The organism is Bacillus sp. FSL W7-1085, from assembly GCF_038595035.1.
In the GTDB taxonomy this organism is placed as follows: domain Bacteria; phylum Bacillota; class Bacilli; order Bacillales; family Bacillaceae; genus Bacillus; species Bacillus altitudinis.
The window spans coordinates 461,856-479,490 of the sequence record NZ_CP152000.1; the positions used below are offsets into that span (position 1 = coordinate 461,856).

Consider the following 17,635-nt stretch of genomic DNA (forward strand, 5'->3'; position numbering starts at 1 on the left):
ACTCCTTGTAGCTCCGATCAATGGCCGGAACAATAGTTGATTTGTCTCTATCATACAAAATCAAACGAGAAATAGATATACTTTAATGCGCAAATCGTGCGAGATCAAAAAGACTGCCGATCCGGAGATCTGACAGTCTGCTGATTAAATGGAGACAGGCACCGTGGACATAGAGAAAAATTCCTCATATAAGGCTTGAACGGCTTCTTTTTCTTGAGCCGCTTTGACGCCAAACATCATGCTCACCTCTGAAGAGCCTTGGTTGATCATTTCAATATTCACTTTGGCTTTTGACAGCGCTTTTGCTGCTCTTGCTGTTGTACCAACATTATGACGCATCGCTTCTCCTACAACCATAATAAGCGAGAGGTTCTGCTCTAGAACCACTTCATCTGCATCAAGCACAAGCTTTAATCGGTCTAAAAGCTCTTGTTCAATCTGCTGCTCCTCCAGCTGATCCTGCCTTAAAATAATGGTCATATCATCAATGCCAGAAGGCACGTGTTCATACGTAAGTCCATATTCCTCTAACGTTTGCAACACCTTACGTCCAAAGCCCACTTCTCGGTTCATCAAATACTTAGAGATATAAATACTGCAAAATCCATTGTCTGACGCGATTCCCACAACAGGGCCATTCGTATGATCCCGTTGATTTACAATTTTTGTGCCTTTTGCAGTTGGATTATTGGTGTTCTTAATCTGAACAGGAATGCCTGCCCGAAAGGCTGGAATAAGTGCCTCATCATGAAATACAGAAAAACCCGCATAGGACAATTCACGCATTTCACGATACGTCAGCTCTGTGATTTCTTTTGGTTCATGAACGATCGTTGGATTGACGGCGTAGACTGCATCCACATCCGTAAAGTTTTCATACACATCTGCCTTCAGTCCATTTGCCAAAATGGAACCGGTAATGTCTGATCCACTACGGGAAAAAGTGACGATATCACCCGCTAGACTAAAACCGAAAAAGCCAGGGAACACAATAATGCCAGAGCGTTCTCTTAATTTGTACAAATGATCATACGATTCTGGAAGGACTTGCGCTTGACCAGGCTCGTCGCTGACAAATAGACCGGCTTCTTTAGGATTCACATAGTGCGCTTCGACCCCTTGATGCTGAAAGTAGGCTGCAATCAGCTTTGCGTTATTATCTTCACCGCTTGCTTTAATCGCATCAAGATAACGCTCAGGATGAGAAGAATCAGCCTGTAATAACGTGTTTACATCTTGCCGGATGGTGTCAATAATGTCTTGACCTAATCCCAGCTCATCCGCAATCGAGGCATATCGCTCGATGACAGCTTCTTGTAAATCGTTTGCTTCACCTAAACGTAAATATTGTTCACCGCAGCTAATTAATAGATCGGTGACCTTCGTATCCGTTGAATGCCGTTTTCCTGGTGCGGAAACAACGACTGCTTTTCGAGCTGGATCTGCTGTGACAATGTCAAATACCTTTTGCAGCTGCTTGCCAGAAGCGAGAGAACTGCCACCAAATTTAACGACCTTCAATGCATACATCTCCTATAGTAAAAATTTTCTCACAAATTGAATAGTTTCTATTATCAACTCTTTTCTTCAAATTATCAAGGTTTTTCTTCTCTGAATGAACAAATGTATTTTTGGAGAGGACGTTATGTGTGAATAGATGAAAAAAGAGCCGGCGATATGCCGAGCTCTTTGTCTTTATGAAGAAGAGGACGAAGAAGATAGCTCCTGCTTCATCACTTTGTTTTTACGTTTTTCTTTTAAGAAGAATGAAAGGACGAGTCCAATGACCGCAATAGCACCAGACACGATAAATGACGTATTCATGCCATGAACGGCTGACTTCATTGGATCGGATAATGCTGCATTGGCAGCAGAGCTGCTCATAATGGAGACAAGCACAGCCGTCCCGATAGAGCCGCCCATTTGTCTCATCGTATTATTCATTGCTGTCCCGTGCGGAATCAAATGCGGTGGTAACGAGTTAATACCGGCTGTTGTCAGCGGCATCATGATCATCCCAACCCCGATTAAACGAAGCGTGTAGGCCACTGTAATGAGGGTAATCGATGAATCAAGGCTCAGCATCATAAATGGCAGGGAAGTGACAGCTAATATCGTAAACCCGCCTAGAGCCAGCCCTTTACCGCCTACTTTGTCAAAAATTCGTCCGATAATCGGTGATAGGAATCCCATAAAGAGAGCCCCTGGCAATAAGATCAGCCCTGTATCAAGGGCAGATAACCCTCTGACATTCTGCGTATAGAGCGGCAGAATCGTCTCTGTTCCAATCAGTAAGGCAAAGACGAGCATACCGAGGAAGGTCGTTAAGCTAAAGATCGCAAACTTAAAGACGCCAAACTCAAGCATCGGTCTTTTCAAATTCGACTGACGCAGGATAAAGAAGAACAAGCTCACAGCACCGACAATGAGTGAAATCAGGACGGTTGCACTCGTCCAACCATACGTTCCGACACTTGAAAATCCGTACAGCAGTCCGCCAAATCCGAAGGAAGACAGGATCACCGATAAGACATCGATACGAGTGTCTCTTTGCTGTGTGACATTTTTCATTAAGAAGAAAGCAAGAATGAGATCAATAATACCGATTGGAAGAACAATATAGAATAAGAACTTCCAGCTAAAGGAATCGACAATCCAGCCGCCAAGTGTTGGTCCAAGCGCCGGTGCGAATGAAATCACTAGTCCGACCATACCCATGGCTTGCCCGCGTTTTTCTTTTGGGAAAATGGTTAAAAAGATCGTTTGCATGAGCGGCATCAAAATCCCTGCGCCGGCTGCCTGCACGATACGTGCTGCAAGAAGCACCGGGAAATTCGTGGCGAACGAAGCAAGAATGGTACCTGCTGTAAAAATGCTAAGAGCCGTTAAGACTAAGGAACGGCTTGAAAATTTCTCAATTAAAAAGGCCGTAATTGGGATGAGAATCCCGTTTGTCAGCATAAAGGCTGTGGTCAGCCATTGGCCTTTACTGACATCAATATTGAACTCTTCCATGATATGCGGGATCGCTGGAATGAGAAGCGTTTGGTTTAAGATCGCAACGAACGCCCCAACGAGGAAAATCCCAACAATCACAGACCGGTTATACGATGTTGTTGATTGGTTCATATTATCCCTTCTTTATCTATAAAATAATGCTTTTCAGCTGTGACACGTTTTGAGATAAAACGCTGTGTTTGCCTAAATAATCAAGCAATGAGCTGATTAAAAAGGTTCTCGGTTGGTCCTTTGACAGTTCTTGACTCAGCAGTTCAAACGCAGAGAGGAGATCGTCCTTTTCTTCTCCGTTTGATAGTGTGTGAAGCTCTTGTTTTATTTTTGTTAAGTACGAGATGACAAGCTTTTCTTCATCATATTCTTCCTGTGTGGAAAGCAAATAAGAGTCCATCAGCTGATCTGTTAGCACAGGCTCAATGGAGCAAGGCTTTATTGATACACGATCCATCACACCGATGATCATTTCGGCGGCATTTTCTAATTGGATGTTCTTGTGCTCGATCGCCAACATCAAGATGAATTCTCTCATTAATCCGTTGAGGACAATCACAAGATCCCACACATAAGGCGCAACAGATTCACCATATGTGCTTAAAATGATGTCTCTGTGTCGCTGCATGATAATGGAGCGTGTCTCACGTAAATGCTTAATGACGATGGGCGAATGCTGTGAAAAAGCTTCAAAGGACAGCATATTCAAAAATTTATGATTCTCTTTAAACTCTTCAAGCTCAAGCTTAATCTTTTTTGTGAATTTTTCCTTTTTGGACAGCGTCGTTTCGGAATGAATGATCTGAGAAATCTCTCTCATTTTGCGCTGATTGTATTTAATCAGTTCCAATAGAAGAGCTTCCTTTGAATCAAACAGTTTATAAATAGACGCTTTTGATATTTTACAGGCATCAGCAATTGACTGCATGGAGACACTCATATAGCCTTTTTGAGAAAATAATTTCTTCGATACCCGCAAAATCTCTTCTTGCTTTTCGTTCATCTTCATAAGTCCTTTCCGAATCGGCAAAACCATATGGTCACAATGGAAACCGAGTGGTCACTTTTGCTATGATAACAAAACCAATGGCACATGACAAGAAAATGAACTTAAAAAAATACCTATCTGATGACAGGTATTTTATCCTTCCGCATGTGCGGCATATATGTGGATTTGTCCGTTACGTTCGATGATCAAAAGATCTTCCCGCTCCTTGACAGAGTAAATAGGTGTTCCTTTTTTCAACCGAGAAGCTGTTCCATGTTCAAAATGTGTGGCAGCTGTTTTCTGAATGACACCTACTTGCTGATGTTTTGTTACATTTAATGATTTTGTCCAATCTATGTTTGTTTCATAGATCGTTTCTTCCCATTGAAATAAATCTGCCTGTGGATCGAGAGCTAATAACTCTTCTGCACTAGGTGGTTTTGACTCAAATTGCTGAACAGATTGGCAGGCGCATAAGCTCGTTGCCAATAAGAGCATGAATAAGCAAGTCCATATTGTACGTGTCAAATAAGGTTCTTCCCTTCAAAATAGTGTCTATGAGTCATAGTCGTTTCCAAAGGTTGTCGCGTTACAATGTCATAGGCGAGTAACGAGATTGTATGTTAGAACAAAATACGATACATTTATCGTATGAATAATCCAAATCATCCAACCCAAGAAAACATGAGACTCATTTCTGTGCTGCAAGCATTGGCTGACCCTGTTCGGCTGGAGATTGTCCGCTGCTTAGCAGAAGCGGGTGAGAGAACATGCGGTACGTATCATATGAACATTGCCAAGTCCACACTGTCGCATCACTTTAAAGTACTAAGAGAAGCAGGCATCGTGAAAGTGAGAATTGACGGGAAGCACCGTTACTACTCTCTCAGAAAGGACGACATTGATACCGCTTTTCCAGGCCTCTTGTCATCCGTATTAGCTGTAGACAAGGAGCGGTGGTAAGAGAATTTTGCATCAATAAATGACAAATCCCCAAGGCATTGTGACCTTGGGGATTTGTGATGCGTCTCGTGTAAAAGGGAATTAGGCCATTGAATGATCCATAGACAGATGGATAATCTCATAAGTGTGAATTTGCTTCTCTATATTCACTGGCAATGAGTCTAGAAAAGAATATTTGACGCATTTCCATTTATCGGGGTTATATACGATGACTTCACCCTTATTGTCGTTAAAATGGGAAAAGAGATGAGCGATATCTAGGTTTTCCAGACAATCAGTAGGATGAATCGTCACATACTCTTCAAGAACGAATGTGCTACGATGAAAATCATCTGTTAAATGAACGGAATACGTGATGCCAATATTGATTTGTTTCCAGCCAAAAGAACGTAAAATATGATCAAATGACCCCTTAAACACAAAATCCGTCATCCCCTCAGATTGTTTCCAAATATACAATGGGCAATAGCCATTGTGTAAACTCCTATGTTTGTCTTTTTCAGTGATCAAATAAGCTTTAAATAATAAATCCTGATATCCATCTGTTTTCCATCCATTGTTTCGTACTCTTTTTCTAATGATATTCATATCATAATCCGCAGGCAGATCCACATGATATTGCATGGCATGCATAGAAACACTCCCTTTCAATAGCCATCATAATCGACTTAAAACCAGTTGAATAATACATATTTGTGTTATTGTTATCACAAAAAGTGATAGGTGATCATGATGAATATAAATGATTTGATTATTTTTATAGAGGTGTATCAAAAAGAATCGATTAATCAAGCGGCTAAAGCTTTAGGGTATGCGCAATCCAATATTTCTCAAAGAATCAAAGCGCTTGAAACTTTATATGATGCAACATTTTTTATCCGGCATCATCATGGAATCAGTTCAACAGGACAGGGGGATTTATTTTATCAGTACGCTCAAAAAATCTTAAAAGAAACGAAGGCCATTCAACAAAAATTGACTTCAAAGAAGAAGACCGTTTTATGCTCTGAGCTTCTATTTAACGTTTTATACGAGCAGCATGTTTTAGAGGATATTCAAGCCACTGATTTTATCATTGCTTCATCAAGTACGATCAACAAAAAGTTAACAGAGGATGTGTATGATCAAATTATTTCTTTTAATCAAATGGAAAAAGCGGAATATCAATTAAAAGAGGTAAAGAGCTTGGCATTGAACGTGTATGGAAAATCTAAAGAAATATACGATGATGATATCTCATTGGTCGTGAATCGTGATCAGCTTTGCCCATTAAGACATGAGGCCAGACGTATGCTGGGTGATCGAACCCTATTTGAGTTAGATTCGTTTGAAGGAATGATCAAAATCGTTGAACAGGGAGATGGTATTGCGTTACTGCCAACCAACTTAAAAAGCCTTCAAACACTCGTGAAATTGCTAGAAAAAAATATTCACATCAACTATTACGTTTATGAAAGAATGTGATCGTAACACTCCTCTATGGGTTTAGTCCCGTCAAAGGAGCGCCACGATTCATCTACATGAGCTGTTTCATTTCCCATAAATCGAGTCATACAGGCGTTTCACCGCTGGCTTAATATCCTCTGGCCGCATATGAGAGAAACCGAGGACGAGCGGGACAAAGCCTTCTTTGTGACCGGGTACATGCTCATCAAGGGTGAAACGGTCCATTCCGTACATTTTTAGCTTTCGCTCTTTGGCACGTTGTAAAATCTCATGCTGCGTGCGATCTGAGCGGAATTCTGCGATAAAATGCAGCCCTGCATTTTCCCCGATAATTCGTACGTTGTCACGAAAGACAGTGTCAAGCTCTCCAATAAGCTGTTTTCGTTTTTCCTCATATAGCCCATTCATTCTTTTAATATGCCGCTGATAGGCGCCATCTTTTATAAAATAAAGAAGGGTGTATTGTGTAAAAAGATTGGCCGTTTGAATAAAAAAGTGCTGTTCTTCCTTATAGCGTCTTAATAAATGCTGCGGCAGCACCATGTAGCTGATCCTCAAGCCGGGCAGCAATGATTTCGAAAAGGTCCCCATATAAATGACTTTGTCATAGCGGTCAAGGCTCTGCAGTGCCGGTATGCTGTCTGTGCCATACTTAAATTCACTGTCATAATCGTCCTCAATGATATAGCGGTCTGGCTGATCAGCTGCCCAGTTTAACAGCTGTATCCGCCGGGAAATCGGCATGATCACCCCTGTTGGGAACTGATGAGAAGGCGTAATGATCAACACATTTGGCTCTTTCTTCTGAATATCGCTCATCCGCACCCCTTTTCGATCAATGCCAATCGTTTCAATCCGGTGATGATTGTTTTTCAGCATTTGATACAGTCTACGGTAGCCGGGGTTTTCTAATCCATATATTTGATCAGCTGGAAGGATGCTAGATAACGAATGAATGAGTGACTGTGTACCCGCACTTAAAATGAGCTGTTCAGGGTAGCATTTGACCCCTCGTGCAAGTCCAATCAGCCGGGCGATCGTTTCCCGTAGCTCATAGACGCCTTGTGGGTGCGGCAGCTCACCAAAGGCTTCTTGGTGGAGATGAATCGCTTTTTGCTCACTTTTCAGCCAGCTTTTAAAAGGAAAATTGGCTGTATCAACAGAAATATGTGAAAAGGAATACCAGTCATCTCGCTCAATCGGATTCTCTTTTAAATCAGCTGGAAGGGAAGAGGGTTTCAGTTGATCTGATTCATGAAATGTTTCCAGTGATTCCACAAAAAAGCCTTTCCGTTCAACTGAATATAAATATCCCTCGGCAAGCAGCTGCTGATAGGCGCCATTCACTGAATTGACGCTGACGTTTAAAGTATCTGCTAACTCTCGTTTAGACGGTAATTGATCGTGTGGTTGCAGGTTGCGGTTTAAAATTTCCTCTTTAATTTTCGTGTAAATTTGATGATAAATAAACCCGTTTTCCCCTGTTTGATCTAGTTGAATTGTCAGCATCACGTCATTCCATCCTCTCTGGTACCATGAAAAAAATGATATTGGTACTTTCTATCATACCAAAAAATATTCAGAATAATAAAAAAGACATAAAGGGGATGGATGACAATGAGTCAAACGACAACAAACCGTTTTTCAACAGAGGAATGGCAGGGGAAAAGAGATCAATACGTCGCAAGAGGCGTAAGTAATGGCAACCGTCATCTTGCAGCAAAAGGGAAGGGAGCCGAGCTTTTCGATATTGATGGCAATCGTTTTATCGATTTTGCAGGCGCCATCGGTACATTAAATGTAGGACACTCCCATCCAAAGGTTGTGGAAGCAGTCAAAGCACAGGCAGATAGCCTGATTCACCCAGGATTTAATGTCATGATGTACGAATCCTATATCGAATTGGCAGAAAAACTATGCCACCTCACACCAGGCGACCACGACAAAAAAGCCATTTTCTTAAATTCAGGTGCAGAAGCAGTTGAAAACGCAGTGAAAATTGCCCGTAAATATACGAAAAGACAAGCGGTTGTCTCTTTTACAAGAGGGTTCCACGGAAGAACGAATATGACGATGAGCATGACAAGCAAGGTCAAGCCTTATAAATTTGGATTCGGACCATTTGCGTCAGAGGTGTATCAAGCGCCGTATCCTTATTATTATCAAAAACCTGAAGGATTAAGCGATGCAGCCTACGACGAATACATCATTGATCAGTTCAATCAATTCTTTGTCGCAACCGTTGCACCAGAAACAGTCGCTTGTGTGGTGATGGAGCCAGTCCAAGGGGAGGGCGGATTCATTGTACCATCGAAGCGTTTTGTCCAGCACGTCGCTTCATTCTGTCAGCAGCATGGCATCGTATTCGTGGCAGATGAAATCCAAACAGGATTCGCAAGAACAGGGAAATACTTTGCGATTGAACACTACGATGTGGTGCCAGACTTAATCACTGTGTCAAAATCACTTGCAGCTGGCCTGCCGCTGAGCGGTGTCGTTGGCAGAAAAGAATTACTTGATGCAGCGGACCCAGGGGAGCTAGGGGGGACGTATGCTGGCAGTCCATTAGGCTGTGTGGCGGCTTTGGCTGTACTTGATATTATTGAAACAGAACAACTGAATGAACGATCTGAACACATTGGACAAGTCATTGAGGACAAAGCGAATGAGTGGAGAAGTCAGTATTCATTCATCGGGGAAGTCCGGCGTTTAGGGGCAATGGCGGCCATTGAAATTGTGGAAGATCAAAAAACGCGTACACCAGATAAGAAGACAGCCGCAGCGATTGCAGCCTATGCAAACAAGCACGGACTACTCTTATTAACGGCAGGGATCAATGGGAATATTATTCGCTTTTTAACACCACTTGTCATCACAGATGAGCTGCTGCAAGAAGGACTAGGGATTATCGAAGACGCCTTCACAGCACGCTAAACAACAAAGGGGGATGGTTGTATGCAAAAACAACAAATGGCTAAAACCATGTCGCAGTCAGACGTACTGTTTTTATCCATTGGTGCAATGCTTGGCTGGGGCTGGGTTGTACTTTCGGGAGATTGGATTTTAACAGCTGGATTTTTAGGAAGTGTGATTGCCTTTGTCATAGGGGGCATTCTCGTCATCTTTATTGGACTAACGTATGCAGAGCTTTCCTCTGCAATTCCAGAAACAGGCGGAGGACTCGTCTTTGTCCAGCGGGCATTTGGGATCAAATCAGCGTTTGTCTCCGCATGGGGCGTATTGTTCGGTTATGTGTCCGTGATTACGTTTGAAGCGGTCGCACTTCCGACAGTCATTGACTATGTCATTCCAACACAGCATGTTGGTTTCCTATGGAATATAGGAGGATGGGATGTTTACTTTACATGGGTATTGATTGGATCTGGCGGTGCGCTGTTTTTAACAGCTCTCAACTACATTGGCGCAAAGCCTGCTGCTATTTTTCAATCGGTGTTCACAGTGGCCATTATCCTGACAGGTTTTCTTCTATTAGGCGGAGCTACATTTAATGGAGATTTTGCAAACCTTGAGCCGATGTTTCAAGGCGGGGTTGGCGGTCTGATGGCTGTGTTAGTGATGATTCCCTTTTTATTCGTTGGGTTTGATGTCATCCCGCAGGTAGCGGCGGAGATTAACGCACCGAAGAAAATCATCGGGAGAATTTTGATTATCTCCATTGTGAGTGCGGTTGTATTTTATCTGCTCATTGTCTTTGGAGTAGCGGCAGGATTGTCAAAAGGTCAGCTTGAGGCTTCATCACTAGCAACAGCAGATGCCATGGTACAGCTTCTTGGTCATCAGGCGTTTGGGACTGTGCTTGTCATTGGCGGTGTAGCAGGCATTGTGACGAGCTGGAATGCATTTATTATTGGTGCAAGCCGTATCCTCTACGCAATGGCGGAAAGAGGCATGATTTCCAAATGGTTTGCGTATATTCATCCGAGGTATAAAACTCCGACAAATGCCATTTTGTTCTTAGGTGCATTGGCCTTTTTTGCACCATTACTAGGCCGACCTGCCCTCGTGTGGATTGTCAATGCAGGGGGTGTGGGCATTATCGTTGGGTATTTGATTGTGTCCATTGCCTTTATGAGACTTCGCAAGACAGAACCTGAGCTTGAGCGTCCATACCGCATTAAATATTGGCGGACGACCGGCGTTTTTGCCATTGGACTCAGTCTCCTTTTTCTTTCATTTTATTTTCCAGGGATGCCGGCTTCCTTGTCATGGCCAGCTGAATGGATTTTGCTTTTAGGTTGGGCACTCATTGGGTATATACTATATGTAATGAATCCAAGAACGAAGGAGAAGATAGAGCATGACAAACGAACTCAAAGTGTATAATCCTGCAACCGGAGAAGAAATTGCCTCAGTTGCTCAGCATACAAAAGAACAGATTGAAGATGCGATCACTCGCTCACACAAAGCATTCAAAACATGGGCAAAAACGTCAGCCCATGAACGTGCAAATATCATTCGCAAATGGTTTGATCTCATGATCGAGCATAAAGAAAGACTTGCAAAAATCATCACAGAAGAAAACGGGAAGCCGTATCAAGAAGCATTAGGAGAAATTGTCTATGCCGCTGGATATATTGAGTGGTACGCAGAGGAAGCAAAGCGGATTTACGGCAGAACGATCCCGTCTCATACGACAAACAAACGCCTATTTGTCACAAAACAGCCAGTCGGTCCTGTTGCCGCCATTACACCATGGAATTTCCCTGCGGCGATGATTACAAGGAAGGCGGCACCAGCGCTTGCGGCGGGCTGTACGTTTATCGTAAAACCTGCTGAAGACACGCCGCTTACGGCCATTGAGCTTGTGAAATTAGGCCATGAAGCCGGAATTCCAGAGGAAGCCTTGCAATGGGTGATTGGAGATGGAAAAGAAGTGGGGGAAATTTTCACAGATAGTCCATTGATCCGCAAGATCACGTTTACTGGTTCAACACCAGTTGGAAAACATCTCATCAAAAACAGTGCGAGCACAGTGAAGCACGTTTCTATGGAACTTGGCGGTCATGCCCCGCTGATCGTAGATAAGGACGCCAACCTTGAATTGGCTGTGAAACAAGCAGTGGCATCTAAATTCCGTAATGCAGGCCAGACGTGTGTTTGTGCCAATCGCTTAATCGTCCATGAAGAAATTCATGAAGCATTTGCGCAAAGCTTCAGCAAAGAAGTGGAAAAGCTGAAAGTAGGAAATGGGTTTGAAGAAGGCACGTCCATCGGACCGATTATCAATAAGCGAGGCTTCGATAAAATTGTCGACCAAATTCAAGATGCCGTGGATAAAGGGGCGAAAGTTCTTGTCGGCGGCGATACACATTTTGACGAGGAGAAGTCGTATTATTTTGTTCAGCCGACGGTGCTAACTCATGTCGACCCTTCAATGAACATTATGCATGAAGAGACGTTTGGTCCAGTTGCACCAATTACGACATTTAGCACATTAGATGAAGCCATTGAATTAGCGAACGATACACCTTTTGGACTTGCGGCTTATTTCTTTACAGAGAATTACCGCAATGGCCTCTATATATCTGAGAATCTAGATTACGGGATTATTGGCTGGAATGACGGGGGACCATCCGCTGTGCAGGCACCTTTCGGCGGTATGAAAGAGAGCGGTATTGGCCGTGAAGGCGGCATCGAAGGCATCGAACCTTATTTAGAAACGAAGTATGTGTCAATTGGTTTAGATGAATAACATGTGAAAAAGACTGTCCGAGAAGTCTCGGCAGTCTTTTTTATGTTAAACAGCCGGTGGGAAAAGTTGATCCACCGTTTCTTTTGTTTCTTTGAGAATCTCGTGGATGTCGTCTGCAGATGCTTGTTCCATGCTGCTGAACAAGAGCCGTTCGACTGGCTCAACGCCGATCAGATCGAAGGCGGCTGTATCTGTCGTCATCTGATGGCTGGGGGTGATGATCATATTTGAATCAAGAAAGGTCCTCGGTGCATCATGCGTATTAATAATGACCCCTTTTTTGTCTCGAAGCAGATTTTTCACCACTCCGTTTTCATTGATCTCATACGCAAACCCCTCTGAAAAAACGCGCTCTACATAACCCTTTAGCATCGCCGGCAAGCCTGTCCACCATATTGGAAAGATAAATGTGAGGACATCGGCTTGCTGAATCAGCTTCTGCTCTCTTTGAACCGGTACCGGCACATGCCCATTTTTCATGGCAGCCTTTTCTGCTGTTGTCAGCTCTGGCGGAAAGCCAATGGCATACACATCACGAACTGTCACATCATGACCATTGTTCAAAAGAGTGCTTACAACAAGATCTAATAGGGTTTGATTTAAGCTTTGCTGGGGATGAGCAAATATGATTAGATGGTTCATCTCATAGCCTCCTAGGTGGTCATGTGTCTCATTATGGCATGCACGAGTATCCTATTCAATCCTATATTGGAAATGATAGGTTGGGAAAATAAAAAGCGACCGCTTGAAAAAACGATCGCTCATGTAAGGTTTATTTCTTTCTAAAAGCAAGCCCAAGTGCAATCAATGCCACAACTAAGGCTACAATGGACAGACCAAGAACAAGTGGTGAAGAAGAAGCAGAGGCTGTTTCAGATGCCTTTTCTTCTTTTGGTTTTTCTTGCCCATGTGAATCCGTTACGGTATTAGACGCAACAATATTTGTGATCGAATGAGGCTTATCAGCGTCCTTGTCGCCAGTCCATTCAACTACTGTTCCATCCTTATAATATTGATACGCATCCCATGCCGCTTCGCCGGCTTTTTCAGGGTTTTTTGCGACAAACACGAATTGCTGGAACTGCCCAGCAAGGACACCATCGCCAGTTGCTTCCCAAGTGACTCTTGTGACTTTTCCGTTTTTCTCTTCAGTTGTTGTTTTCCAGCCAGGCACTGGCTCGTATTGCTGGAATTCTACGCCTTTAGGCATCGTGATGACAACCTTTGTTGTCGGACTGTCGCTTTCAGAAGGTACTTTTAACGTATAGGTTTCCCAAGCATTTGTCGCAGATGTATCAGGTTTGACTGTCACGTGTGCACTCACAGGAATCGCCAGTAAAAATGAAGCGAGAAGCATTGGTAATAAAGCTTTAACGTATTTTTTCATATCATATAAACTCCTTTTAGTTTCTTCTAATGAATGTCGTATCGATGTTGTCAAAAGAACCAGTTAACGCATGAATGTTAATTTTCCAAGTGCCTTTTTCATTTAGTAAGAGGTTTTCAGCCGAGAAGTGTCCATTCTTTAATCGTTTCAGCTGAAATTCGTTAGGCGTTTCATCACCGAACAAGGAGACTTTGTGGATCTTAGCTGTCACAGATTGAATGTCTGTGATCGTTTGTCCATCCTTCTTCGTAAATGCCACCTCGAACGTGTTTTTACCAGGAGCATTCGGGGTAATGCTCAAAGACACAAGGTCACGATGCTCCACCTGATTGGCTGCAAAGAATGGCTCTGGTGCAGGTGGCGGAGGACTTGGGATATTGGTGAATACGGCTGTTAATAGTAAAATAGCGATCCCAATGATCCACTCTGCTCGTAAAGATACGTTTCGTTTCTGCTTCTTTTCCCATCTCAGCATCAAATAATGGACGAGCCCAAGAAGACCCATGATGATAAATAAACCAAGTTTGATTAAGAAGGTGCGTCCATAAGCTGATTGGAAAAGGGCATCAAATGATTGCAGAATAAAAATCGCATTCACAAACCCAGAAAACACAATCAGTCCAACCGAGAGCAGTGCCCACGGATGAAAAGCTGTCAGGGTGCTGCGTATGAGCGGCTGATCTTCATTCGGTAGTTTCTTCATCAAAAGAAGGACAATGGCTGTTAAGCCGCCGACCCAAATGGATGCAGAAATGAGATGAATGAAGTCAAGTGACGTTGTCAGTATTTTATTATCTGTTGCGGCTGGATGACCGATTTGTGCTTTCAGCCAAAGGAGCACGATGAAAATGAGCAGTGGAAACAGCCATACCCGGAAGGAAGTGAAGTTTCCTTTTTTCATCGCCACAATTGTCCAGATCGTCAGTAGAACAAATGACGCCATTAGCATCATCCACAGACTCCCGCCTGAAGTCGACGCAATGGTTTCTTGTAAAAGAGATGGTTGAAATGCCCCTAAAAAGGACACGTCTGCCGCTGATTTAGTTTGAATCGGCAGCTGGAACAAGAGTGCTCCGCCCATCATGATCAATGAAACAGTTAAGAGTCGCTTCATTCGCCGGGCTAAAACGTCGGTTATGGCCGCTTTAAACCATAGAAGCCCAAATAAAATGGTTCCAAGAAATAAGCTAAATGACGTATACAGAAAGGCTTTGTCAATGGTTGAAGCCATATCGATGGATTCACTCGACTGTCCTTGATCTAATTGATCAAATCCTCCATCCGCTTTTCCGATACTAAAAGGAATCATGCCAGACACAGAGTGTCCATCGGCTGATACCGCATTCCATTGAATGGTGTAAATTCCTTTAGGTAAATTCTTTTTTAAAGCTGCTTCCATGATCTTTTGCTCTTTGATGACCGTATCTCCTTGATCTACACGATCCCCTTTTGCATTGAACACCTTAATGGCATGAAATCCACTTTCGATTCCTTCACTAAATGTGATCGAGACTGCAGGAGGCTGCTGATCCAGCTCTTCATTTGCCACTGGATTTGAGCTCACCACATATGCATGAGCAAATGCCTCTTTTGGCATGAAGAAGGAGAACATGAAGATGAGCAGCAAAAGCCACTTACTATATTTCAACAATGTGAATAACCGCCTTTCTACCTATGAAAATGTCTCATGTATCAGAAAGAAAGCGGCAGTAAACTGTGAGTCACAGAAAAACCGCTCTTTCTATTGTACCGCCCACTCTAAAAGGTAAACGAAACAGATAGCAAGATGGTTCACTTTTTCTGTGTCATGTCTTGTCTGCGCAGACGTTTCTTGAATGTTTGATCAATATAAGCCTATTCGATTTAAGTAGAGGAAACAAGAAGTGACCATTTGAAAGTTGTGAAATTCCAATGAATTTTGCGCCAAAACAACAGTAGATTTAACTTTTACCCCGCTATCATCTATGGTATGCCGAGAGGTGTCACATTATTTTTCAATTTTGTCACACACTAAGTGACAAAGTGACATTTAGTTTCAATTGAAGGGAAAGTGAAAGCGTTTTACGATAGGTATAAGGGCTTCACTGACTCTTGTTCTTATATCTTTTGACCTATAAAGCCCGAAATAAAGGGAGAGAAGAAAGGGGTTTTCACAGATGCAGGAAAAAAGCGGATTCCGCGTGAAAGTACAGCGCTTTGGAAGCTATTTAAGCGGCATGATTATGCCGAATATTGGTGCATTTATTGCATGGGGACTGATTACAGCTTTGTTCATTCCAAGTGGTTATCTTCCGAATGAGCAATTAGCTACACTCGTTGGACCGATGATTAACTACTTACTGCCGCTCTTAATTGGTTACACAGGCGGTAAACTCGTCTATGACCATCGAGGCGGAGTGCTCGGTGCTACGGCTACGATTGGGGTCATTGTTGGCTCAGACATTCCAATGTTTTTAGGTGCCATGATCATGGGGCCGCTGGGCGGTTATCTTATTAAGAAAATCGACCAGCTGTTCAAAGACCGAATCAAATCTGGCTTTGAAATGCTTGTGAATAACTTTACGGCAGGTATCCTCGGTTCCATTCTTGTTGCCATTGCATTCTATGCCATCGGCCCAGTGGTACTAGGTCTGAATAAAGCCCTTGCGGCAGGTGTAGATATCATTGTCAATGCTCATTTACTACCGCTGGCAAGTATCTTCATTGAACCTGCAAAAGTATTATTCTTAAACAACGCGATTAACCAAGGTATTTTAGGTCCGTTAGGGGTCGAGCAAGCAGCGAAGACAGGGCAATCTGTTCTGTTCTTGCTTGAAACAAACCCAGGGCCAGGCTTAGGGGTTCTTCTTGCGTATATGTTCTTTGGAAAAGGAAATGCGAAACAGTCTGCACCAGGTGCCATTGTCATTCAGTTCTTAGGAGGAATCCATGAAATTTACTTCCCGTACATCTTAATGAAACCAAAACTTATTTTGGCTGTCATTGCAGGGGGAGCAAGTGGTGTCCTGACGTTCACATTATTAAATGCAGGATTAAAAGCTGTGCCGTCACCAGGAAGTATTATTGCGCTTATGCTGATGTCTCCAAAAGGCGGTCACCTTGCCGTTTTAGCAGGTGTTGTCGTAGCAGCTATCGTATCGTTCCTTGTCGCATCGGTCATTTTGAAAGCATCTAAAGAAGTTGACGAAGATTTAACAGCAGCAACAGAAAAGATGCAGGACATGAAAGGCAAGAAAAGTGCAGCAGCCGCTGCTCTTACGGCACAAAAAGAAGACGCTCAAGCAAACGAGCAAGCAGCATCTCCAAGTGATGTCAATCCAGATGACGTGAACAAAATCATCTTTGCCTGCGATGCAGGGATGGGTTCAAGTGCAATGGGTGCGTCCATTCTGAAAAACAAAGTGAAAAAGGCAGAGCTTGATATCGATGTGACAAACACTTCTATCAGCAACATCCCAGACGATGCGGATGTGGTCTTTACTCATAAAGATTTAACAGACAGAGCCAAGGCAAAGCTGCCAGGCGCTGTGCATATCTCAGTGGATAATTTCTTAAACAGCCCGAAATATGATGAGCTGATTGAGAAATTGAAAAAATAACATGACGAAACGGGTTGAGTCCAATTTTTCCTAATTGAACTCCCCGTTTTGGTTGTTTTCCTGATTTTTATTCTAAAAAAGGTGTGTGATCATGTATGAAACAAGTACTTTCTAAAGACAATATCTTTCTAAACGAACAAGCAGGTTCTAAAGAAGAGGCCATCAAAAAAGCAGGCGAAGTCCTCGTAGCAAACGGCTATGTCACAAGTGATTATGTCGACAAAATGTTTGAAAGAGAAGAGATCTCTTCTACATTTATGGGGAACGGCATTGCAATCCCTCATGGAACAGAGGATGCGAAAGCGGCAGTCCTTCATTCAGGGATTTCGATTATCCAAATTCCAGATGGTGTTGAATATGGTGAAGGAAATGTGGCGAAAGTCGTCTTTGGGATCGCTGGGAAAAACAACGAGCATCTTGATATTCTGTCTCAAATTGCGATTGTCTGTTCAGAAGAAGAAAATGTAGAACGGATCATTCATGCAAAGGATCAGGATGAACTGATCGCCATCTTTAACGAGGTGAACTAA

At 43.0% G+C, this 17,635-nt stretch carries 16 protein-coding genes; 7 read left to right on the top strand and 9 right to left on the bottom strand.

Features of this window, described 5'->3' with window-relative positions; translation table 11 throughout:
* Window positions 1-144: 144 nt before the first annotated feature.
* The 4 genes from MKY11_RS02205 to MKY11_RS02220 form a co-directional block, all read right to left on the bottom strand.
* Window positions 145-1,521, bottom strand: coding sequence for an aspartate kinase (locus MKY11_RS02205; RefSeq protein ID WP_342501792.1), 1,377 nt, complete (start codon window positions 1,519-1,521; stop codon window positions 145-147).
* Window positions 1,522-1,695: 174 nt separating this feature from the next.
* Window positions 1,696-3,129 carry an MDR family MFS transporter gene (locus MKY11_RS02210; RefSeq protein ID WP_007498149.1) on the bottom strand — a complete coding sequence of 478 codons (1,434 nt, stop codon included), beginning with the start codon at window positions 3,127-3,129 and terminating at the stop codon, window positions 1,696-1,698.
* 16 nt (window positions 3,130-3,145) lie between these two features.
* Entirely contained in the window at window positions 3,146-4,012 is an 867-nt protein-coding gene (locus tag MKY11_RS02215; RefSeq protein WP_008347242.1) for a TetR/AcrR family transcriptional regulator, read from the bottom strand.
* A 138-nt stretch (window positions 4,013-4,150) separates the two neighbouring features.
* Complete coding sequence (locus MKY11_RS02220; protein WP_251185567.1) at window positions 4,151-4,525, bottom strand: hypothetical protein; 375 nt, start codon at window positions 4,523-4,525, stop codon at window positions 4,151-4,153.
* Between the two features lie 123 nt (window positions 4,526-4,648).
* Here MKY11_RS02220 and MKY11_RS02225 point away from each other — a divergent pair, with 123 nt between their 5' ends.
* Window positions 4,649-4,960, top strand: a complete 312-nt coding sequence (locus MKY11_RS02225) for a metalloregulator ArsR/SmtB family transcription factor (RefSeq protein ID WP_007498144.1) — start codon at window positions 4,649-4,651, stop codon at window positions 4,958-4,960.
* Window positions 4,961-5,041: 81 nt separating this feature from the next.
* Here MKY11_RS02225 and MKY11_RS02230 read toward each other — a convergent pair whose 3' ends face one another.
* Window positions 5,042-5,593, bottom strand: coding sequence for a DUF4865 family protein (locus MKY11_RS02230; RefSeq protein WP_024720198.1), 552 nt, complete (start codon window positions 5,591-5,593; stop codon window positions 5,042-5,044).
* A 99-nt stretch (window positions 5,594-5,692) separates the two neighbouring features.
* Here MKY11_RS02230 and MKY11_RS02235 point away from each other — a divergent pair, with 99 nt between their 5' ends.
* The gene (locus MKY11_RS02235; protein ID WP_342501793.1) at window positions 5,693-6,424 is read left to right on the top strand and encodes a LysR family transcriptional regulator; all 732 of its coding nucleotides are present in this window, start codon (window positions 5,693-5,695) and stop codon (window positions 6,422-6,424) included.
* A gap of 66 nt (window positions 6,425-6,490) precedes the next feature.
* Here the strand turns inward: MKY11_RS02235 and MKY11_RS02240 are convergent, their stop codons facing one another.
* A complete protein-coding gene (locus MKY11_RS02240; RefSeq protein ID WP_342501794.1) occupies window positions 6,491-7,915 on the bottom strand; it encodes a PLP-dependent aminotransferase family protein in 1,425 nt (474 codons plus the stop codon).
* A 108-nt stretch (window positions 7,916-8,023) separates the two neighbouring features.
* On the opposite strand from MKY11_RS02240, the gene gabT reads away from it, so the two are divergent.
* The 3 genes from gabT to MKY11_RS02255 are packed head-to-tail and all read left to right on the top strand — an operon-like array spanning window position 8,024 to window position 12,119.
* Window positions 8,024-9,340, top strand: a complete 1,317-nt coding sequence (gabT, locus tag MKY11_RS02245; RefSeq protein ID WP_039166217.1) for a 4-aminobutyrate--2-oxoglutarate transaminase — start codon at window positions 8,024-8,026, stop codon at window positions 9,338-9,340.
* Window positions 9,341-9,361: 21 nt separating this feature from the next.
* Entirely contained in the window at window positions 9,362-10,750 is a 1,389-nt protein-coding gene (locus MKY11_RS02250; RefSeq protein WP_342501795.1) for an APC family permease, read from the top strand.
* Window positions 10,725-12,119: an NAD-dependent succinate-semialdehyde dehydrogenase gene (locus tag MKY11_RS02255; RefSeq protein ID WP_047946157.1), complete on the top strand. Its 1,395-nt coding sequence runs from the start codon at window positions 10,725-10,727 to the stop codon at window positions 12,117-12,119. The genes MKY11_RS02250 and MKY11_RS02255 overlap by 26 nt, the downstream gene beginning before the upstream one ends.
* A 45-nt stretch (window positions 12,120-12,164) precedes the next feature.
* Here MKY11_RS02255 and MKY11_RS02260 read toward each other — a convergent pair whose 3' ends face one another.
* The 3 genes from MKY11_RS02260 to MKY11_RS02270 all read right to left on the bottom strand — a co-directional run bounded on the left by MKY11_RS02260 (window position 12,165) and on the right by MKY11_RS02270 (window position 15,157).
* Window positions 12,165-12,761 (bottom strand): NAD(P)H-dependent oxidoreductase, encoded by a 597-nt coding sequence (locus tag MKY11_RS02260; protein ID WP_216896144.1) that lies wholly within the window; start codon window positions 12,759-12,761, stop codon window positions 12,165-12,167.
* A 130-nt stretch (window positions 12,762-12,891) separates the two neighbouring features.
* Window positions 12,892-13,506, bottom strand: a complete 615-nt coding sequence (locus MKY11_RS02265) for a DUF1775 domain-containing protein (RefSeq protein WP_342501796.1) — start codon at window positions 13,504-13,506, stop codon at window positions 12,892-12,894.
* 16 nt (window positions 13,507-13,522) lie between these two features.
* Window positions 13,523-15,157 (bottom strand): copper resistance protein CopC, encoded by a 1,635-nt coding sequence (locus MKY11_RS02270; RefSeq protein ID WP_327872036.1) that lies wholly within the window; start codon window positions 15,155-15,157, stop codon window positions 13,523-13,525.
* A 505-nt stretch (window positions 15,158-15,662) separates the two neighbouring features.
* Between MKY11_RS02270 and MKY11_RS02275 the strand changes: the two genes are divergently transcribed.
* Window positions 15,663-17,105, top strand: a complete 1,443-nt coding sequence (locus MKY11_RS02275; protein ID WP_342501797.1) for a PTS mannitol transporter subunit IICB — start codon at window positions 15,663-15,665, stop codon at window positions 17,103-17,105.
* Between the two features lie 95 nt (window positions 17,106-17,200).
* On the top strand, window positions 17,201-17,635 hold the full coding sequence (locus MKY11_RS02280) for a PTS sugar transporter subunit IIA (protein WP_019743148.1): 435 nt from the start codon (window positions 17,201-17,203) through the stop codon (window positions 17,633-17,635).